This window comes from Gemmobacter aquaticus (assembly GCF_007859075.1).
Lineage (GTDB): Bacteria > Pseudomonadota > Alphaproteobacteria > Rhodobacterales > Rhodobacteraceae > Gemmobacter > Gemmobacter aquaticus.
Window position 1 is genome coordinate 903185 of sequence record NZ_VOAK01000011.1, and the last position, 20117, is coordinate 923301.

The 20117-nt window shown below is 62.9% G+C and carries 17 protein-coding genes and 1 tRNA gene; 12 read left to right on the plus strand and 6 right to left on the minus strand.

Annotated elements, in window-relative coordinates:
* The first annotated feature begins 85 nt into the window (after positions 1 to 85).
* Together FQU74_RS06590 and tig are read left to right on the plus strand one after the other, a co-directional pair.
* A tRNA-Leu gene (locus FQU74_RS06590) sits at positions 86 to 170 on the plus strand.
* A gap of 28 nt (positions 171 to 198) precedes the next feature.
* Complete coding sequence (tig, locus tag FQU74_RS06595; RefSeq protein WP_146285609.1) at positions 199 to 1533, plus strand: trigger factor; 1335 nt, start codon at positions 199 to 201, stop codon at positions 1531 to 1533.
* 444 nt (positions 1534 to 1977) lie between these two features.
* Here tig and efp read toward each other — a convergent pair whose 3' ends face one another.
* Positions 1978 to 2547, minus strand: a complete 570-nt coding sequence (gene efp / locus FQU74_RS06600) for an elongation factor P (RefSeq protein WP_170246199.1) — start codon at positions 2545 to 2547, stop codon at positions 1978 to 1980.
* Positions 2548 to 2676: 129 nt separating this feature from the next.
* Between efp and epmA the strand changes: the two genes are divergently transcribed.
* From epmA to FQU74_RS06615, 3 genes are all read left to right on the plus strand, one after another.
* The gene (epmA, locus tag FQU74_RS06605) at positions 2677 to 3726 is read left to right on the plus strand and encodes an EF-P lysine aminoacylase EpmA (protein ID WP_146285610.1); all 1050 of its coding nucleotides are present in this window, start codon (positions 2677 to 2679) and stop codon (positions 3724 to 3726) included.
* Positions 3727 to 3819: 93 nt separating this feature from the next.
* Positions 3820 to 5097 carry a hemolysin family protein gene (locus FQU74_RS06610; protein WP_146285611.1) on the plus strand — a complete coding sequence of 426 codons (1278 nt, stop codon included), beginning with the start codon at positions 3820 to 3822 and terminating at the stop codon, positions 5095 to 5097.
* A gap of 233 nt (positions 5098 to 5330) precedes the next feature.
* Positions 5331 to 6428 carry a TRAP transporter substrate-binding protein gene (locus FQU74_RS06615; protein ID WP_146285612.1) on the plus strand — a complete coding sequence of 366 codons (1098 nt, stop codon included), beginning with the start codon at positions 5331 to 5333 and terminating at the stop codon, positions 6426 to 6428.
* A gap of 126 nt (positions 6429 to 6554) precedes the next feature.
* Here FQU74_RS06615 and FQU74_RS06620 read toward each other — a convergent pair whose 3' ends face one another.
* Together FQU74_RS06620 and FQU74_RS06625 are read right to left on the minus strand one after the other, a co-directional pair.
* Positions 6555 to 8420, minus strand: coding sequence for a TRAP transporter large permease (locus FQU74_RS06620; RefSeq protein WP_146285613.1), 1866 nt, complete (start codon positions 8418 to 8420; stop codon positions 6555 to 6557).
* Complete coding sequence (locus FQU74_RS06625) at positions 8417 to 9001, minus strand: TRAP transporter small permease subunit (RefSeq protein WP_146285614.1); 585 nt, start codon at positions 8999 to 9001, stop codon at positions 8417 to 8419. Before FQU74_RS06625 ends, FQU74_RS06620 begins: the two co-directional genes overlap by 4 nt.
* Positions 9002 to 9255: 254 nt before the next feature.
* On the opposite strand from FQU74_RS06625, the gene FQU74_RS06630 reads away from it, so the two are divergent.
* Together FQU74_RS06630 and FQU74_RS06635 are read left to right on the plus strand one after the other, a co-directional pair.
* Positions 9256 to 10290 (plus strand): cysteine synthase A, encoded by a 1035-nt coding sequence (locus FQU74_RS06630; protein WP_146285615.1) that lies wholly within the window; start codon positions 9256 to 9258, stop codon positions 10288 to 10290.
* Between the two features lie 3 nt (positions 10291 to 10293).
* The gene (locus FQU74_RS06635; RefSeq protein WP_146285616.1) at positions 10294 to 12933 is read left to right on the plus strand and encodes a DUF3772 domain-containing protein; all 2640 of its coding nucleotides are present in this window, start codon (positions 10294 to 10296) and stop codon (positions 12931 to 12933) included.
* 24 nt (positions 12934 to 12957) lie between these two features.
* Here the strand turns inward: FQU74_RS06635 and FQU74_RS06640 are convergent, their stop codons facing one another.
* The gene (locus tag FQU74_RS06640; protein WP_146285617.1) at positions 12958 to 13803 is read right to left on the minus strand and encodes a helix-turn-helix domain-containing protein; all 846 of its coding nucleotides are present in this window, start codon (positions 13801 to 13803) and stop codon (positions 12958 to 12960) included.
* A 178-nt stretch (positions 13804 to 13981) separates the two neighbouring features.
* On the opposite strand from FQU74_RS06640, the gene FQU74_RS06645 reads away from it, so the two are divergent.
* Both FQU74_RS06645 and FQU74_RS06650 read left to right on the plus strand, forming a co-directional pair.
* Entirely contained in the window at positions 13982 to 14245 is a 264-nt protein-coding gene (locus tag FQU74_RS06645) for a hypothetical protein (protein WP_146285618.1), read from the plus strand.
* Between the two features lie 115 nt (positions 14246 to 14360).
* Complete coding sequence (locus FQU74_RS06650; RefSeq protein WP_146285619.1) at positions 14361 to 15293, plus strand: PHP domain-containing protein; 933 nt, start codon at positions 14361 to 14363, stop codon at positions 15291 to 15293.
* Positions 15294 to 15296: 3 nt separating this feature from the next.
* Here the strand turns inward: FQU74_RS06650 and FQU74_RS06655 are convergent, their stop codons facing one another.
* On the minus strand, positions 15297 to 15986 hold the full coding sequence (locus tag FQU74_RS06655) for a PAS domain-containing protein (RefSeq protein ID WP_146285620.1): 690 nt from the start codon (positions 15984 to 15986) through the stop codon (positions 15297 to 15299).
* A 220-nt stretch (positions 15987 to 16206) separates the two neighbouring features.
* Between FQU74_RS06655 and FQU74_RS06660 the strand changes: the two genes are divergently transcribed.
* From FQU74_RS06660 to FQU74_RS06670, 3 genes are read left to right on the plus strand one after another with little or no spacing between them, the layout of a single operon-like run.
* Positions 16207 to 17100 carry a YicC/YloC family endoribonuclease gene (locus FQU74_RS06660; RefSeq protein ID WP_146285621.1) on the plus strand — a complete coding sequence of 298 codons (894 nt, stop codon included), beginning with the start codon at positions 16207 to 16209 and terminating at the stop codon, positions 17098 to 17100.
* Positions 17101 to 17102: 2 nt separating this feature from the next.
* Positions 17103 to 17738 (plus strand): guanylate kinase, encoded by a 636-nt coding sequence (gene gmk / locus FQU74_RS06665; RefSeq protein ID WP_146286233.1) that lies wholly within the window; start codon positions 17103 to 17105, stop codon positions 17736 to 17738.
* Positions 17735 to 18259, plus strand: a complete 525-nt coding sequence (locus FQU74_RS06670) for a gamma carbonic anhydrase family protein (RefSeq protein WP_146285622.1) — start codon at positions 17735 to 17737, stop codon at positions 18257 to 18259. The genes gmk and FQU74_RS06670 overlap by 4 nt, the downstream gene beginning before the upstream one ends.
* A gap of 171 nt (positions 18260 to 18430) precedes the next feature.
* Here FQU74_RS06670 and hutU read toward each other — a convergent pair whose 3' ends face one another.
* On the minus strand, positions 18431 to 20113 hold the full coding sequence (gene hutU, locus FQU74_RS06675) for a urocanate hydratase (RefSeq protein ID WP_146285623.1): 1683 nt from the start codon (positions 20111 to 20113) through the stop codon (positions 18431 to 18433).
* Positions 20114 to 20117: the final 4 nt, after the last annotated feature.

Consider the following 20117-nt stretch of genomic DNA (forward strand, 5'->3'; position numbering starts at 1 on the left):
CATCCCGCTTGGGCCTTTGCTAGAAGGGCGCGGATTTTCAGGGCGCGGGCAGCCTCGTTTCGGGGCTGCTTGCGTTTTGAGGCAAGCGGGTGTGGCGGAACTGGCAGACGCACCGGATTTAGGTTCCGGCGCCGCAAGGCGTGGGGGTTCGACTCCCTTCACCCGCACCAGAGATGTGAACGAAGGACGGAAACACCCATGCAGGTCACCGAGACCCTGAACGAAGGTCTGAAGCGCGGCTACACCATCACGGTGACCGCGGCTGAACTGGACGCCAAAGTCCAGCAAAAACTGGTCGAGGCGCAGCCCGAGATCGAGATGAAGGGCTTCCGCAAGGGCAAGGTTCCGCTGGCCATGCTGAAAAAGCAGTTCGGCCCGCGCATCCTCGGCGAAGCGATGCAGGACGCCATCGATGGCGCGATGAAAGACCATTTCGACAAGTCGGGTGACCGCCCGGCGCTGCAGCCCGAAGTCAAGATGGTTGGCGGCGAAGAGTGGAAAGAAGGTCAGGACGTCGTCGTCGAGATGTCCTATGAAGCCCTGCCGCCGATCCCGGACCTGGATGCCTCGGCCGTCACGCTGGAGCGTCTGATCGTCAAGGCCGAGGATTCGGCCGTGGAAGAGGCGCTGAAGAACCTGGCCGATACCGCCAAGTCGTTCGAAGACCGCAAGAAGGGCTCGAAAGCCAAGGACGGCGATCAGGTGACGATCGACTTCGAAGGCTTTGTCGATGGCGAGGCGTTCGAGGGTGGCAAGGGCGAAAGCTATCCGCTGGTCCTCGGTTCGGGCTCGTTCATTCCGGGCTTTGAAGAGCAACTGGTTGGCGCCAAGGTCGACGAAGAGGTCGAGGTCAAGGTTTCCTTCCCGGAAAACTATGGCGCCAAGCACCTGGCGGGCAAGGAAGCCCTGTTCAAGTGCAAGGTTCATGCCGTGAAGGCCCCCAAGGCCGCCGAGATCGACGATGAGCTGGCCAAGAAGTTCGGCGCCGAAGACCTCGCCGCGCTGAAAGGCCAGATCGCCGAGCGTCTGGAAGCTGAATACAAAGGCGCTGCCCGCGCCGTGCTGAAGCGCGCGCTGCTGGATCAGCTGGATGGTCTGGTCAAGTTCGACCTGCCCTCGAAACTGGTCGAGGCCGAAGCGTCGCAGATCGCCCACCAGCTGTGGCACGAAGAAAACCCGGACGTCCATGACCACAACCATGGCCATGTCGAGCCGACCGACGAGCACAAGAAACTGGCCGAACGCCGTGTCCGTCTGGGCCTGCTGCTGGCCGAAGTTGGCCGCAAGGCCGAAGTGCAGGTCACCGATGCCGAGATGACCCAGGCCGTTCTGAACGCCGCCCGCCAGTATCCGGGCCAAGAGCGCGCCTTCTTTGAATTCGTGCAGAAGAATGCCCAGATGCAACAGCAACTGCGCGCGCCGATCTTCGAGGACAAGGTGGTCGAGTTCATCGTGGCTGGCGCCAAGGTGACGGACAAGGAAGTGTCGAAAGACGATCTGCAAAAGGCCGTCGAGGCGCTCGACGAACTCTGATCGCGTCTTTGGCGCAAAGGTTCAGGGGCCGTGCCGAAAGGTGCGGCCCTTTTCTTTTCGGGCAAGGTTGAAAGGGGGCTGTCTGCCCCCTCTTGCCTGCGGCAATTCATCCCCGAGGATATTTGGGAAAAGAAGAAAGGGCAGGCCCGCAGGCTTTACTGGACATGGGGGCTTGAGTGCCGCGATCTGGCAGCCCCGGAAGAGGTGCCAGGCAGGTGTCGCGAATATGTGGGGAAAGGGGGCGGAGGACAGCGTCCCTGTGCCGGCCTGGCCGGATTGGGGCGGTGAGCGCTTTGCTGTGGGTGTGCCGGGAGCGGGTAGGCTGCCACGCACCGTGACGTCGTCATGCCCGGTACGTCAAGCGCGCACGAATGGGCGGCGGCCTCGCGTTTTGCTGGGAGCCGGAGTGGCAGGCCCGGATGTGGGTCCGGGCCTACGGGATGGTTATTCCTTGGCGCGCTCGACGTAGGAATTGTCTTCGGTGTTGATCACGATGCGGGTGCCCGGTCCGATGTGCGGGGGGACCATCACGCGAAGGCCGCTGTCGGTCATCGCGGGCTTGTAGGACGAAGAGGCGGTCTGACCCTTCACAACCGGCTCGGTGTCGGTGATTTCGACGATGATCTTTTGCGGGAATTCGATGGCGATCGCCGTGCCTTCAAACGTCTTGACCCAGCACCGCATGCCTTCTTGCAGGTAGACCTTGTTGTCGGCAATCACATCACCGCTGACGACGATCTGCTCGTAGGTCTGCGGCTCCATGAAGTGGAAGCCTTCGCCGTCCTCATAGAGGTAGTCGTATTCGTATTCGTCAACGTGGGCTTTCTCGACCTGCTCGGTCGTGCGCCAGCGTTCCGACACCTTCACCCCGTCCGAGATGCGGCGCATGTCCACCTGCGTGACGGGTGTACCCTTGCCGGGGTGGATGTTCTCGGCCGAGAGAATGGCGTAAAGGCGGCCGTCGATATCGACGACATTGCCTTTGCGAAGGCTGGAGGCGATGACTTTGACCACGGGTATTCCTTGCGTTATCTGGGGCAGCCGGGTCCGTGCGCATTCGGGATGCGCAATCGGGGCCGGACGGGCGCGATGGCGCCGCTCATAGCGCCTTCGGCGCCTGATTTCCAGCCAAAAGAGGCAGAAATGACCCGCACCGCACCGTCTGACTGGTGGAAACCCGAAGTGCACGAGGGCCGTCGGCCGGCGCTGCTGGCACGCAATCGCATTCAGCAGGCCATCCGCGGCTGGCTGGCCACGCGCGATTTTCTGGAGGTTGATCCTGTGGCCCTGCAGGTCAGCCCCGGCAACGAGGCGCATCTGCACGGCTTTGCCACCATCGCCATCGGGAACGAGGGGGCGGGGCGGCAGATGTATCTGCACACCTCGCCCGAGTTCGCGATGAAGAAGCTGCTGGCGGCGGGCGAGCGTCGTATTGCCTCTTTCGCCCACGTCTGGCGCAACCGGGAGCGGGGGGCGTTGCACAGCCCCGAGTTCACCATGCTGGAATGGTACCGTGTGGGCGAGGACTACACTGTGCTGATGCAGGACTGCGCCGACTTCCTGCGTCTTGCGGCGACCGAGGCGGGCACCACGATGCTGCGCTATCGTGACCGCGCGTGCGACCCCTTTGCCGAGGCAGAGCGGCTGTCGGTGGCCGAAGCCTTTGATCGTTACGCCGGGATCGATCTTCTGGCATCGATCGACGCCGAAGGTGAGCCCGACGCGGCGAAACTTGGCGCGGCGCTTGATCGGGTGGGCATCCGCCGCGCGGCGGACGACACATGGTCGGACATGCTGTCGCGTGTACTGGTCGAGAAGGTCGAGCCGCATCTGGGCCATGGCCGCCCGACGATCCTTGACCGTTATCCTGCCGCCGAGGCTGCGCTTGCCCGCCGCACGCCAGATGATCCCCGCGTCGCCGAGAGGTTCGAGTTCTATGCCTGCGGTGTAGAGTTGGCCAACGGCTTTGGCGAGTTGACCAACCCCGACGAACAACGCCGCCGTTTCGGGCTGGAAATGGATGAGAAAGAGCGCGTCTATGGCGAGCGGTATCCGATCGACGAAGAGTTTCTGTCGGCGCTTTCCTTGATGCCTGCGGCAAGCGGGATTGCACTGGGGTTTGACCGGCTTGTGATGCTCGCCACCCATGCGCCGGGCATCGACCATGTGATCTGGACGCCGGTCGCACGCTGATCTTTTTTCGAGGAAGGCTGGAATTGCCGTCGGGGAACGCCTATCTTGGCGCGACCTGCCGGCCCGGCCCGGCGTTGTCCCCCTGAAAGCACAATGTATCTTGAAATCGCGATCGTCTTCCTGCTCACCCTGGTGAACGGAGGTTTGGCGATGTCCGAGCTTGCCATTGTTTCGGCGCGCACCGCGCGGTTGAAAGTTCTCGCTGACAGGGGATCGCATGGCGCAAAGGTCGCCATGGCGCTGGCGGATGATCCCGGACGGTTCCTGTCATCGGTGCAGATCGGCATTACACTGGTGGGCGTGCTGTCAGGCGCGTTTTCGGGCGCGACGCTAGGTGCGCGCCTGTCGGGAACTTTGCTTCAGGCGGGGTTCAGCCCTGCGGTTGCCCATCCGCTGGGCATGGGGTCGGTCGTCGTGGCCATCACCTATCTGTCGTTGATCGTCGGTGAACTTGTGCCCAAGCAGATCGCGCTGCGTGCCCCGGAAAGCGTCGCCGTGCGCGTAGCGCCCACAATGCGCTGGATCGCGAGGTTGACCGCGCCATTGGTCTGGCTTCTGGATTTCTCGGGCAAGATGGTTCTGCGCTTGCTGGGCCAGTCCGGCGTGTCGGACAGCACCATGTCCGACGAAGAGGTGAAGCTCGTCCTGTCCGAGGCGCATAGCGCCGGCGTGATGGAGAAGGCCGAGACCGAGATGATCGCAGGCGTCATGCGCATTGCCGACCGTAGCGCGCGCGGTCTTATGACGCCGCGCCACGAGGTCGAGATGGTCGATGTGAATGATTCTTCACAAACGATCATCCGTCGCTTTCGCGAGGGGCGCCATTCTCGGTTGGCGGTAAAGGATGGCGAGCCGGACAATGTGATCGGTGTGCTTCATGCGCGCGACTTCCTTGGCAGCACGGCGCAACGGGGTGGGCTTGATGTGCGCTCGCAGGTCATCGAGGCACCAGTTGTGCGCGATGGCATGGGCGCGCTTGCGGTCATCGAAGCCCTGCGGGGATCGGCAGCCCACATGGTGCTCGTCTATGACGAATACGGCCATTTTGAAGGTGTCGTGACCCCGATGGACCTGCTTGAGGCGATCACCGGCTCTTTCGCCGATGACGTCGAGGACGAGCCGAAGGTCGTCGAGCGCGACGACGGTTCCATGTGGGTGGCGGGCTGGATGCCGGTGGACGAATTCGCCGACCGTCTGGGGTTCTCGTTGCGCAACGACCGCGATTTCGAGACCGTGGCGGGCTTTGTGATCGACACGATGGGGGCTTTGCCGGATGTTGGCGACGTCATCACCCATGCCGGTTGGCGGATCGAGGTTGTTGACCTGGATGGCCGCCGCATCGACAAGATTCTGGTCTCCCGCGCGGCCTGACGGCGGGCGGTTCTGCCTATGGCGCGGGCCTTTGCACAATGTCGCGGCAGCTTGCTGCGATGCAGCATCGCGGGGCCAAATTTCCCTTACGGAATAGACGTTTGACGGACGCTGCGTCAGGCATTTTGTCTGGACAGACGAAACGTGCCATGCCACGGTCATGCCACTCGTCGCAGGTGTGGCGCCCCGAGGGCGCGCCCGATGCGATGCTGATCCTAACCGGGAGGAAATACATGGATCGTCGTTCATTCCTGACCAAAGCCGCCCTTGGCGGTGCTGCGGCCGGGGCACTTGCTGCGCCCGTCATCGCGCAATCCGCGCCCAAGGTAACCTGGCGCCTGACCTCATCGTTCCCGAAATCGCTCGACACGATCTATGGTGCGGCCGAGGTGCTGTCCAAGCGGATTTCCGAGGCGACCGATGGCAATTTCCAGATCCAGGTTTTCCCGGCAGGCGAACTGGTGCCAGGTCTGCAGGCTGCTGACGAGGTGACGGCGGGCAACATCGAAGCTTGCCACACCGTCGGCTACTACTACTGGGGCAAGGACCCGAGCTGGGCTGTTGCGGCGGCGGTGCCGTTCTCGCTGTCGGCGCGCGGTATCAATGCGTGGCACTATCAGGGCGGCGGGATCGATCTCTACAACGAGTTCCTTGCCCAGCATAACATCGTGGCTCTGCCGGGCGGCAACACCGGCGTGCAGATGGGTGGCTGGTTCCGTAAGGAAATCAACACCGTGGCCGACATGCAGGGCCTGAAGATGCGCGTTGGCGGCTTTGCCGGCAAGGTGATGGAGAAGCTGGGCGTCGTTCCGCAACAGATCGCGGGCGGCGACATCTATCCGGCGCTGGAAAAAGGCACCATTGACGCCTCCGAATGGGTCGGCCCCTATGACGACGAGAAGCTGGGCTTCTACAAGGTCGCGCCCTACTACTACTACCCCGGCTGGTGGGAAGGTGGCCCGACCGTCCACTTCATGTTCAACAAGGCCGCCTACGAAGGTCTGCCGCCCGCCTATCAGTCGCTGCTGAAGTCGATCTGCCAGGGCGTCGATGCGAACATGCTGCAGATGTATGACTATCTGAACCCGGCCGCGATCAAGCGTCTGGTTGGCGCCGGCACGCAACTGCGTCCGTTCAGCCCGGAAATCCTGAACGCCTGCTTTGATGCGGCAAACCAGGTCTATGCCGAGATGGAAGCCACCAACCCGGCATTTGCCAAGCTGTGGGGCTCGATCAAGGCGTTCCGGACCGAACACTACACCTGGACGCAGATTGCCGAATACAACTACGACACCTTCATGATGATGCAACAGAACGCGGGCAAGCTGTAAGCCTTCCCCCGTTCCTGCGTGGAACATCGCTCCCCCGGCTGAAAGGCCGGGGGTTTTTTCTTGCCGAAAGAAGCAATGAAAAAAGCCCCCGCGACAGGCGCGGGGGCTTTGCGTATTTGTGCCCGGTCAGTTGCTGGGCTGCGGTTGGCCGATGGCCGGCGCGCCAAGCGAGGGCTGACCGATCGCAGGCTGACCCGGGGCGGGGGCAGGCGCAGGGGCCGCACCCGGCGCAGGCGCACCAAGGTTGGGCTGACCCAGTCCCGGAGCCGCACCAGGAACTGCGCCCGGAGCAGGTGCGCCGCCCAGTCCACCCGGCTGACCCAGACCTCCCGGTTGGCCGAGGCCACCGCCGAGACCGCCACCCAGACCACCGCCGCCAAGGCTTGGCATCTGGGGCAGGGTGATCGTCACATTCGACGTATCAACCGGTGCGCCCTTGTAGTGCATCACCATACCCGGGAAGGCGATCACCAACCCGATCATCGCCACCTGGATCACCACGAAGGGCACCGCCCCCCAATAGATCTGCCCGGTTGTCACCGGGGCGGTTTGCTTGCCTGTCACCTTGTCGATGAACGGCAGTCGGGGTGCCACAGACCGCAGGTAGAACAGCGAGAAGCCGAACGGCGGGTGCATGAACGATGTCTGCATGTTCACGCCAAGGATGATGCCCAGCCAGATCAGGTCGATGCCCAGTGCCTCGGCCGGGGCAACCAGCAGCGGCACGATGATGAAGGCCAGCTCGAAGAAGTCGAGGAAGAAGGCCAGCAGGAACACAAGGATCGACACCACGATCAGGAAGCCCATCTGCCCGCCCGGAAGCGAGGTCAGCAGATGCTCCACCCACAGGTGCCCGTTCACGCCATAGAAGGTCAGCGAGAACACACGCGCGCCGAGCAGGATGAACATCACGAAGGCCGAAAGCCGCGTGGTCGCGGTCAGCGCTTGGCTGATCACCCCCATGTTCAGCCGCCCCTTCAGCGCCGCCAGCAAGAGCGAACCCACTGCACCCATCGCGCCACCCTCGGTCGGCGTCGCAATGCCAAGGAAGATGGTTCCGAGCACGAGGAAGATCAGCGCCAGCGGCGGGATCAGCACGATGATGACCTGCTGCGCCAGCCGGGACATGACGCCGATCTTGAAGAACTTGTCCAGGACCGCCGCGACATAGATCGCCGCCACACCCACGGTTGCACCCAGAATGTCGGCATTGCTGCCATGCGTCTCGTAGAGCCAGAGATGCGCGCCATAGGCGATGCCTGCACAGGCAACCAGCGCGACCAGCAGCGAGGTGACACCCGAACCCAGCGTACGTGCCTCGAGCGGCAGCGCTGGCATCGAGTCAGGCTTCAGGATCGACATGATCAGGACATAGACCATGTAAAGTCCTGTCAGCACCAGGCCGGGGATCATCGCGCCAGCATACATGTCGCCCACCGAACGGCCCAGCTGGTCGGCCAGAACGATCAGGACAAGGCTGGGCGGGATGATCTGCGCCAAAGTGCCCGAGGCCGCAATCACGCCCGAGGCGATGCGGCGGTCATAGCCGTAGCGCAGCATGATCGGCAGCGAGATCAGGCCCATCGCGATCACCGAGGCCGCGACGACGCCGGTCGTCGCAGCAAGCAGCGCGCCCACGATGATGACCGCATAGGCAAGCCCGCCGCGGATCGGCCCGAACAACTGCCCGATTGTATCGAGCAGGTCCTCGGCCATGCCGGATCGTTCGAGCACGATCCCCATGAAGGTAAAGAAGGGAATGGCCAGCAATGTCTCGTTCGACAACACCCCCCATAGCCGGTTGGGCATGGTGTTGAGCAAAGGCCAGCTCAGGTTGATCGCGTCGGAATAGGGCGCAAGCCAGACCCCGATCACGAAGAACATCAGCCCGTTCGCTGCCAGCGAGAATGCTACCGGATAGCCCAGCAGCAGAAACACCACCAGCGAGACGAACATGATGGGCGCAAGGTTAAGCGCGATGAACTCGATCATTTCGCCAGTTCCTCCTTCAGCGCCTCGCCCTCGGCCTCGGCCGCGGCGTGGGACGACACGAAGGGATTGGGATCTTCGATGTCACCGCGCATGACTGCGATCTTCTTGATGATTTCGGAAATGCCTTGCAGCCACAGAAGCGTGAACCCGATCAGCAGCAATGATTTGGCGGGCCAGATGATCAGGCCGCCCGAGTTGGTCGAAACTTCGCCCGACCGGAACGATTGTGCGACATAGGGCACGAAGTACCACAGCATCAGCGTGACGAAGGGCATAAGGAAGACGACATGCCCAAAAAGGTCGATCCAGTGCTGCACGCGCCGCGACCAGAGGCCGTAGACGATATCGATGCGCACATGTTCGTTCTGCTTCAGCGTATAGGCCGCCGCCAGCAGGAAGGCTGCCCCGAACAGGTACCACTGCATCTCGAGCCAGGCGTTGGACGAGGTGTTGAAGACCTTTCGTATAATGGCATTCGCGGCGCTGATCAGCACCGCGATGAAGATCAGCCAGGCCACCGCCTTGCCGATGATTTCGTTGAAGCGGTCTATCCCTGAGGATAGCGCCAGCAGTGACTTCATCCTGATTACCCCCCTGTTGGTATCGGCTTGTCGGGCTGCTCTTACCCGATTTCTGGAAATTGGTAAACTTTTTTGTCCAGTTATCCGGATTTCGTCCCTTGTCCTTGCAGTTTCACGGATTTTTCGACGCAAACCAAGTGAAACCTCGGGGAAACCCGCCTTGTTTCTGCTGTCGTGGCGCGGGGCGGTTGCCGGGTTCTTGAGTTCCGCCCCGGCTGACCCTAAAGCTAGGCAACAAATTGAGGGAAGCGAAAATGTCCGTGTATCGTGATCTGGCAAGTTCCATCGGAAACACACCTCTGATCCGCCTGAACAAGGCGAGTGAGCTGACGGGGTGCGAGATTCTGGGCAAGGCCGAGTTCATGAATCCGGGCCAGTCCGTCAAGGATCGCGCGGCGCTTTACATCATCCGCGACGCGGTGGCCAAGGGACTGCTGCGCCCCGGTGGCACGATTGTCGAGGGAACGGCCGGCAATACCGGGATCGGGCTCGCGCTGGTTGGCGCCTCGATGGGGTTCCGCACGGTGATCGTGATTCCGGAAACGCAGAGCCAGGAAAAGAAAGACATGCTGCGTCTTGCGGGCGCCGAGCTTGTTCAGGTTCCGGCTGCACCCTACAAGAACCCCAACAACTACGTCCGCTATTCGGGCCGTCTGGCCGAGGCGCTGGCGAAGACCGAGCCGAACGGCGCGATCTGGGCCAACCAGTTCGATAATGTGGCCAACCGTCAGGCGCATGTCGAAACGACGGGACCCGAGATCTGGGATCAGACCGGGGGCAAGGTTGATGGCTTTATCTGCGCGGTTGGCTCTGGCGGCACGCTGGCAGGCGTCGCGATGGCCCTGCAGCCCAAGGGCGTGAAGATCGGCCTCGCCGATCCCGAGGGCGCCTCGCTGCACAGCTTCTACACCCAGGGGACGCTGGATGCGCCGGGCACCTCGATCACCGAAGGGATCGGGCAGGGTCGCATCACTGCGAACCTCGAAGGGTTCCGCCCCGACCACAGCTACCGCATTCCCGATGCCGAGGCGCTGCCGATCATCTTTGACCTGCTGCAGGATGAAGGGCTGTGCATGGGGGGATCGACCGGTATCAACATTGCGGGCGCCGTCCGCATGGCGCGCGACCTGGGGCCGGGGCACACGATCGTCACGATCCTTTGCGACTACGGCACGCGCTATCAGTCCAAGCTCTTCAATCCGATGTTCCTGCGCGAGAAAGGTCTGCCGGTGCCCGATTGGCTGGACCGCGGCCCGCGCGACATCCCCGAAGTCTACGTGGACGCCTGACGCATGATCTGGACGGCGCGGCCCGAAAAGAGCGGCCTTGCGGTAATTGCCCGGACGATCCTTCTTTGCGCGGGATTGTTTTCGGGTGCGGGTAGTGTCGTTGCACAGACCGCAGGCCCGCCACCCGCGCCGGCGCAGACCACCCAGACGATCGGGCCACCGCCTGCACCGCTGACGAAAAGCCAGACGGCGGGGCAGTCTTCAGGTGCCAAGTCCATCACCGCTTCGGGCCCCGCCGCGACCCAGCTTGACTATGCCGCATGGGAGCAACTTGCCCAGCGGGCCGAGCGGACCATCGGCGATCCGGCAACGTCGAACAGCGGGCTGGAACTGGTCAGGGGCCAGCTCGCCGATTGGCGCGCCAAGTTTCAGAGCGCGCAGTCAACCAACGCGACACGGATCCAGAGCCAGCGCGACCAGATCACCGCCCTTGGCCCTGCGCCCGCAGAGGGCGAAACCGAGACGCCCGAGATCGCAGAGCGCCGGAAGGTTCTGAACGAACAGCTGCAACGGCTCGAGGCACCCAAACGTGCCGCAGACGAGGCCTATCGGCGCGCCAACGGCCTGATTACCGAGATTGACCGCGAACTGCGCGAGCGGCAAACGCAGCAACTGCTGAAACTCTGGCCCACCCCGGTCAACCCGGCAAATTGGGATGATGCCCTCAAGGCCGTGGGGCAGGGCATCAGCACGCTTGCGGCCGAGGTCAAGGGGAACTGGGGGCAAGAGGTCAGGCGCACCGAACTGCGCGACCGCCTTCCTGCTGTCGGCATGCTGCTGCTGGTCGCGATGGTGCTGATCTTCCGCGGGCGTCGATGGATCGAACAGTTTGCCAACTGGCTCAACAGCTCTGCCGGTTCAACGCGATGGAGCCGCGTTCTGTCCTTCTTCGCCTCTCTGGGGCAGGTGATCGTGCCGGCGGGTGGGGTTCTGCTGATCTCGGTCGCCGCGGTGCTGACCGGACTTTCGGGCTATCTGGGCAAGCAGGTTCTGTCGGCCCTTCCCGGTGCCGGGTTCGCCATATTCGCCGCCTACTGGCTGGCCGGACGCCTTTTCCCCAAGGACAACTGCGCCAGCGGTCCGCTCGCGTTGTCGTCGAGTGCCTGCGCCGAGGGGCGCTTCTATACGACGATGATCGGGGTGATCTACGCCGCGCAAAGCCTGCGAGAGGCGTTGTTGCCGACCGCGCGCCAGTCGGACGAGGCCTTGCCGGTGCTGGCGCTGCCCCTGATCCTGTTGATGTCGCTTGTGGTCTGGCGGCTTGGCCGGATCCTGAGCCGTCATCTGGGGCGCGGCACTGAAAACGAGGAAGCGATCAGCTTTCGCGACCGTGTCCTGCGGGTTGTCGGGCAGGTGCTGGTCGCCATCGCCTTCATATCTCCCGCGCTCGGGTTGATCGGATATACGACCGCTGCCAATGCACTGATCTTCCCTGCTGCGGCCTCGCTCGGTCTTGCCGGGCTGCTACTGCTGCTGGTGCAGTTGATCGGCGACATCTGGCGCGCATTGACGGGGGGCGACGACGAGGGTCACGGCCTGATGCCTGTGATTGCGGGCTTCGTGCTGACGCTGGCATCCCTGCCGCTGTTTGCGCTGGTGTGGGGTGTTCGGGTCGAGGACCTGACCGAGCTTTGGAACCGGTTCACCCAAGGCGTCACACTTGGCGAGACGCGGATCTCGCCCGCGAACTTCATGTATTTTCTGGTGCTGTTCGGCGTCGGCTATGGCGCCACGCGACTGTTTCAGGGGGCGCTGAAGTCCTCGATCCTGCCCAAGACGCGGCTCGATCAGGGCGGACGGAATGCCGTGGTCTCGGGGGTTGGCTACCTCGGCGTCTTTGTCTCCGGCATCATTGCGGTGTCTTCGGCGGGGATTGACCTCTCGGGTCTGGCCATCGTTGCCTCTGCATTGTCGCTTGGTATCGGTTTCGGTCTGCAGACTATCGTCCAGAACTTTGTCGCTGGTATCATCCTGCTGATCGAGCGTCCCGTCAGTGAAGGCGACTGGATCGAGGTCGGCGGCGTTTCCGGCACGATCAAATCGATCTCGGTCCGCTCGACCCGCATCCAGACTTTTGACCGCTCGGACGTGATCGTGCCGAATGGCGATCTTATCAGCCAGCAGGTGACCAACTGGACGCGGTTCAGCCTTGCCGGTCGTGTCATCATCCCGATCGGGGTCGACTACAGCTCGGATACGCGCAAGGTCTCTCGTGTCCTGCAAGAGATTGCCGAAGCACAGCCTTTGGCTTTGCTTGAGCCACCGCCGGTGGTGGCTTTCATGGGCTTTGGCGCGGATTCGATGATGTTCGAGATCCGCATGATTATTCGGGACGTGAACTTCTCGCTCTCGGTGCGAACCGAAGTGAACCACCAGATCGCCGAGCGGTTCGAGGCGGAAGGCATCAAGATGCCCTTCTCGCAGCGCGATATCTGGCTGCGCAATCCCGATGCCGTGGCGGCGGCCCTTGCCTCGCTGCACGAGGCGGCGACGAACGCGAGCGGTCTGCCTGCACCGGCAGGAGCCAGCGTGGCAGCACCTGCGCCGCAAGTGCGCGATGACTATGTCGAGGATGCCCCGGCCGGCCTGCGCGATGTGCCGCACGGCGGCTCCGATCCGTTCGACGACGAAACTGAACGATAGGGTGCCCTCTGACGCGAAACCGCGTCAGAGCCCGTCGGGAACGCGTTGCAGGGCGCGCTGCACAATAGGCGGGGCATAGGCAATGTCATGCACGCTGTCCTGCCGCACGATCGCGCGCCATTGCGCAGGGTCGACGGGCAACCGCTCCAGTACCGCTGCCGTCATTCGGTTCATCCCGTCGATGCGCCGCCGCACGAGCAACGAGAAACCGGGATAGAAGCGCATGTTTCCTTCCAGGCCGAATTCGAAGAAATTGATGTTGGTCTGGTTCTGCCGATCCTGACAGTAGATCGAGACGCCGTCGACATGCCCACGCACCAGCCCGAAGTAGGCCAGGCGCGGAAAACGCCTCGCTGTGGGGTTCTCCTGCTTGAGCAGCAGGTTTTCTTCGAAGCCCTTGAAGAGCGTGACGTCATCCTGCGTCTTGATCAGCGCAAGGTTGGTGATGATCTTTCCCTGCAGCATGAACGACTTGCGCCAGAATCGATACATCCCGTCGGGCAGCGTGTCGGGGTTCACGGGGTGGGACCGGCCGATCAGCAGCTTGTCGAGCAACTCTTGTTGAAAGCGGCCCGTCTGCGCCTGTTGCAGTTTGTCGAGCGGCTCAAGCAGAATGCGGGCATCCACTTCGAAATGGCCACAGATCCGGGCAAGGATATCCGGGCGCGGAAAAGCCTCGCCCGAGAGGTAGCGATTGAACTGCGTGCGGTTGATACCGATTTGCTGGCAGAGCACCGTTATGGGCGGACCGCCTTCGCACAATTTGCGCAGGTTCTGCCCGAAGACCGCCCGGACCTCGGTGGGCGACATCGCCGGTTTTGGGGTCGGCGTCGGGCGTTGCGGGGCGATCCGGTCGGGCATTCTGGACATGTGACGCTGTTTAGCGTCATGGATGATACAAATTTGTGGTCTTGTCCACGGCTTTGATGCGGATATTCACATCCCGCGTCAGAAGATGCTGTGCGAAAATGAAAATCGTGGAAGTCAGGTCGTTCCTTGGACATCGGTGATGCGGTTCGGGTGCGGCCAAGCGTGAGCGGAGTGTGCCATGCTGGGTGTCGTGATATGGTGTTGCCAGTCAACTGGGCGTGCGATCATCTGGTGCGCTGATCATGGGGATCTGGCCCATTTCGATGGCTTTCCGCCTCGCACTGACCCCATAGTGCTGGGCGTCGGCGATCTGGTGGATGTCGAGGTACAGATGCTCGGTTCTGTGCGCCGCTGTGCGCGACTGCGCGTGGTTGAGGCCGGCTACATGCCCGAAATTCTGGACAGCCTGACCGAACGCCGCCGTCCGATCGCTGCGGCCTAGTCGCAATTCGCGACATTCTTCCACAGAATATTCCCGTTCCGCCCCTTGTGTCGTTTCCTGTCACGCGTCTGCGTCTCTGCGCTGCCAGATTGGCCGCAAACATCTGGAGAGCGATATGCGCCTGACTGCCTTTGAAACGCCCGGCCGCTTCTGGCGCGGCAACCTGCACACGCATTCCAATCGGTCTGACGGAGCGCTGGATCCGGCCGAAGTCTGCCGCCGCTATCGGGCCGAGGGGTATGACTTCATTGCGCTGACGGATCACTTCATCGGGCAGTATGGGTATCCGATTGTCGATACCGTTCCCTATCGCCAGCCGGGTTTCACCACTATCCTCGGCGCGGAACTGCATTCGGGGCCCATGCGGAACGGCGAGCTTTGGCACATTCTTGCTGTCGGCTTGCCAGCAAACTTTGCCCCAGGTAACGCGCCGGATTTCAAGGTTCATCCGGGCATGGAAACCGGACCGGACATTGCGGCCCGCGCCGCAGCAACCGGAGCGTTTGTGGCCATTGCTCACCCCCAGTGGTCGGGTCTGACGTTGGAGGATGCCCGCAGCATCACCGCGGCCCACGCGGTTGAGGTGTACAACCACGGCTGCGCCATGGGCTGCGATCGCGGAGACGGGTTTGCCATCGCTGATCTTCTGGCCTCGGAAGGGCGCATGCTGCCGCTGATCGCAACAGACGATGCGCATTTCACCGAGCCTGATCACTTCGGCGGTTGGGTCATGGTGAAATCCCCGGTCAACGCGCCGGAGGCGCTGGTCGAGGCGTTGAAGGCCGGTGCGTTCTACTCCAGCCAGGGCCCCGAGTTGCGCGACGTGGTGATTGATGGTGGGCGTGTGCACATCGAAAGCTCGGCGGTCGTGTCAATGATCGTGCAGGGGCAGGGCACGGCAGCCAAGGCCATCCACGGCCATTCCATGACGCGCGGCGCGGTCCCGCTGGAGCGGTTCCGCGCCTCGCGCTGGATCCGGGTCACGGTGATCAATGCAGCCGGGAAACGTGCCTGGACAAACCCGGTTTTGAACCCGGCCTTCGGCTGATCTTCACTCTGCCAGATCGACCAGTTGAAGATAGGGGCGCCCGGACCGGGTCGGCTTGACCGTAAATGACCGAATTGGGCTTGGGGTGGGGCGGACCGAGAAATCCTCAAACTCGGTCAGCTTGTGATAACGCGGCAGGTCGATCCGTGTCGCACGCGCACCTGTCGGGATCAGATGGCGCGGTGCGCGACCGATCTTGCCCTTCAGCGCGAGGACACCGATACCCAGCTCGCCACGCGTGCCATCGGTTTCGATGGGGAGGATCGCGAGCTTGCCGCGAAGCGCGGGCGCATCTGGTCCGGCATCGCAGCTAAACGATATTTCAAGCGTTGCAGGCCGCAGAAGGCAGAACTCCAGCAATCCGGCAAAGTGCGCGCGAGCCTGCGGATCGAACAGCGCCGCAAGCGGCATGCCGGCTGCGTCCATGCCAATCAGGTCACCCAGCAGTTGTCCGGCGATGCGCAGCCGTCCGACACCGGGGGCCGTGCGCTCAACCATGAAGGCGCCGGGCAGAACGCCGGCCATGCCGCGCGGCTGGATGTCCTGCCGCCGGGGCAGCGCACCCTGCCGGCGTAATGCCTGCCAATAGGCGCGCATTTCTGCCAATGCAGCATCAACCGCCCGATCGTCGCTCAGGCATACCTCAGCTGCGGCATTGCCCTGCACACCCTTACCAGTGGACCAGATTCCCATCTGCCCGTTCCTTTCACACAACCGCAGCCACCTGATACGGACACAACGTTGCGCGAGGCACGGCTTTCAGCCATGGTCTTGCGCGACGATGTTGCACTGTCCTGACAGGCCAGGGGCTACACACCAACTACACGGGATCAGGATAGCAAGTTTCCGGTCGAAGTGAATCCGGAATCTGATCACATGGTTAACGAAGTAAAAAGTGCCACGGGGAGGACGCATGACGACTTCAATGACAGGCTTTGCCGCGCGCAAGGGACAGGGAGCAGGGGCCAGTTGGGTCTGGGACCTGCGGGCGGTGAATGGCAAAGGCCTGGATCTGCGGTTGCGGGTGCCTGACTGGATTGACGGGCTTGAGCTTGCTTTGCGGGGCGAGTTGCAAAAGGCGCTAAGTCGCGGAAATGTCAGCCTGACATTGCGCGTGACACGCGATCCCTCCGAGGCAGAGGCGCTGCGCCTGAACCCTGTTGCGCTTCAGGCCGTGTTGGCGGCGTTGGCAACGGTCGACGCGGCGGCCATGCAGACCGGTGTGACGCTTAGTCAGTCGACCCCGGTCGATGTGCTGGGCTTTCGTGGTGTTGTCGAAACCGGTGGCGCGGAGGAGGACTACGCCGGGCTGCGCACGGCGATCCTTGCCGACCTCACCCCGCTTTTGCAGGATTTCAACCAGATGCGCGCTGCAGAGGGCGCGGCACTGGCTGCAGTAATCTCTGCCCAGATCGAGCGGATCGCTTTGCTCGCCGCCGACGCGCGGCTCGCGGCCGACGCCCGACGCGATGCCCAGTCGGGGGTGCTGCAGACTCAACTCGGCCGCATCCTCGACGCGGTCGACAGCATCGAGCCCGCGCGCCTTGCCCAGGAGCTTGCGCTGCTTGCCGTCAAGACCGACGTCACTGAAGAGCTGGATCGCCTTGCGGCCCATGTGGAGGCCGCGCGCGCGCTTCTGGCCGAGACCGGCCCTGTCGGCCGCAAGTTCGATTTCCTCATGCAAGAGTTCATGCGCGAGGCGAATACGCTGTGCTCCAAATCGCAGGACATCCAGCTGACCCGTATCGGGCTTGACCTCAAGACCGTCATCGACCAGATGCGGGAACAGGTTCAGAACGTGGAATGACCATGACGCGCAAGGGTTTGCTCCTTATCCTCTCATCGCCCTCGGGCGCCGGAAAATCAACCTTGGCCCGGCGGCTGATGGACTGGGACCCGACCTTGCGCTTTTCGGTGTCGGCCACCACGCGCGCACCCCGCCCAGGTGAGCAGGATGGGCGCGAGTATTATTTCAAGACCCGGCCTGAATTTGAGGCAATGGTTGAGGCGGGTGAGATGCTGGAACACGCGGAGGTGTTCGGCAATCTCTATGGCTCACCCAAGGGTCCCGTTGAGAAGGCCATGGCCGAAGGGCGCGATACGCTCTTTGATATCGACTGGCAGGGCGGACAGCAGATCCGCTCTTCTTCGCTTGCCCGTGATGTGGTGTCGATCTTCGTGCTACCGCCGTCGATTGCCGAGCTTGACCGGCGTCTGCGCGGTCGCGCGCAGGACAGCGAAGAGGTCATCGCCGGACGTATGGCAAAAAGCCGCGATGAGATCAGCCATTGGGCCGAGTATGACTATGTCATCGTGAACCGCGACATTGATGCGGCGTTCGATGAACTGGTCACGATCCTCAAAGCCGAACGCATGCGCCGCGACCGCCAGCCGGGCCTGTCCAATTTCGTCCGCGGCCTGAACCGGGAGTTTGACGCACGATGATCTATGAACTTGACGGGATTGCCCCGCAGATCGCCCCGGACGCATGGGTTGCGCCCGATGCCAACCTGATCGGTCGTGTGGTGCTTGAGCGTGCGGCTTCGGTCTGGTTCGGCTGCACTCTGCGCGGAGATAACGAGGAAATCCGGGTGGGCGCGGGCAGCAATGTGCAGGAAAACTGCGTGTTGCATACCGACATGGGCTATCCGCTGGTGATTGGCGCAGACTGCACCATCGGACACAAGGCCATGCTGCACGGCTGCACGATTGGCGCGGGCAGTCTGATCGGTATGGGGGCCACCGTGTTGAACGGGGCGAGGATCGGTCGCGGATGCCTGATTGGCGCTGGCGCCCTGATCACCGAGGGTAAAGAGATTCCGGATGGTAGCCTTGTCATGGGGGCGCCGGGCAAGGTGGTCCGGTTGCTCGACGACGCAGCGCGCGCCAAACTTCTGAAATCGGCCGAGAACTACCGCGCCAATGCCGCAAGGTTCCGCGCCGGGATGAAGATGGTCTCAGCCTGATATGTCGCAAGGGGGCGCTCGCGCCCCCTCTTGTCCTTGCGGACAATTCACCCCCTGAGGATATTTCTGAAAAAGAGAACGGACGCAGGAGCCTTCTTCTTTTCCCAAATATCCTCGGGGGGTGAGGCGCGGGACGCGCCGAGGGGGGCAGACAGCCCCCCCTTGCCGAGGTCAGTTGCCCAGAATACCGGGCAGTCGCAGGCCGTGCTCGCGCGCGCACTCGAGTGCGATGTCGTAGCCCGCATCGGCATGGCGCATCACGCCAGAGGCCGGATCGTTCCACAGCACACGCTCAAGCCGCTTTGCAGCCTCGGGCGTGCCATCTGCCACGATCACAACGCCTGAGTGCTGCGAGAAGCCCATGCCCACGCCGCCGCCATGATGCAGGCTGACCCAGGTGGCGCCGCTGGCGATGTTCGTCATCGCGTTCAGAAGCGGCCAGTCGCTGACCGCATCGGATCCATCGCGCATGCCCTCGGTTTCGCGGTTGGGCGAGGCGACCGAGCCAGAATCGAGGTGGTCGCGGCCGATGACGATCGGCGCCTTCAACTCGCCCGAAGCGACCATCTCGTTGAACATCAGCCCCGCGCGGTGGCGGTCACCAAGCCCGATCCAGCAAATTCGCGCAGGCAGGCCCTGGAATGCGATCCGCTCGGCCGCCATGTCGAGCCAGCGGTGCAGATGGTGGTTCTCGGGGAACAGGCGCTTCATCGCGGCATCGGTCTTGGCAATGTCCTCGGGGTCGCCAGACAGGGCCGCCCAGCGGAAGGGGCCGATACCCTTGCAGAACAGCGGGCGGATATAGGCCGGCACAAAGCCGGGGAAGGCAAAGGCGTCGGCGTAGCCCTCTTCCTTGGCCATCTGCCGGATGTTGTTGCCGTAGTCGAGCGTCGGCACACCGGCAGTCTGGAAGCCCACCATGGCCTCGACTTGCTGGCGCATGGACGCGCGGGCGGCACGTTCGACGGCTTTGGGCTCGGTCTCCTGGCGGGCGCGCCAGTCGGCCACACTCCACCCCGCAGGGCAATAGCCGTGCAGCGGGTCGTGCGCGCTGGTCTGGTCGGTGACGATATCGGGCCGAGGACCGCCGGCCTGCATACGCTTCAGCAGTTCGGGGAAGACCTCAGCCGCGTTGCCCAGAAGGCCCACGGATTTGGCCTCGCCCTTTGCCGTCCAGTCACTGATCAGGGCCAGCGCCTCGTCAAGCGTCCGGGCCTTTGCATCCAGATACCGCGTGCGCAGGCGGAAATCGATGCGGGTCTCGTCAACCTCGACCGCCAGACAGCAGGCGCCCGCCATCACGGCGGCGAGAGGCTGGGCGCCGCCCATACCGCCAAGGCCGCCTGTCAGAACCCATTTTCCGGTCAGGTCGCCATTGTAATGCTGGCGGCCGGCTTCGGCGAATGTTTCATAGGTTCCTTGCACAATGCCCTGAGTTCCAATGTAAATCCAGGAACCCGCGGTCATCTGGCCATACATCATCAGACCCTTGCGGTCCAATTCATTGAAGTGGTCCCAAGTGGCCCAGTGCGGAACAAGGTTCGAGTTGGCGATCAGCACGCGCGGCGCGTCGGCGTGGGTCCGCACGATCGACACCGGCTTGCCGGATTGCACGAGCAGGGTCTCGTCCGCCTCCAGATCCTTCAGCGCGGCAACGATACGGTCAAAGTCTTCCCAGGTGCGGGCGGCGCGGCCAATGCCGCCATAGACGACCAACTCATGCGGATTTTCGGCCACATCGGGGTGAAGGTTGTTCATCAACATCCGCATTGCGGCTTCGGCACCCCAGGTCTTGCAGGTCTTTTCAGCGCCGGTCGGCGGAAAGATGTCGCGCAGATTATGACGTTTGTTCATGGGG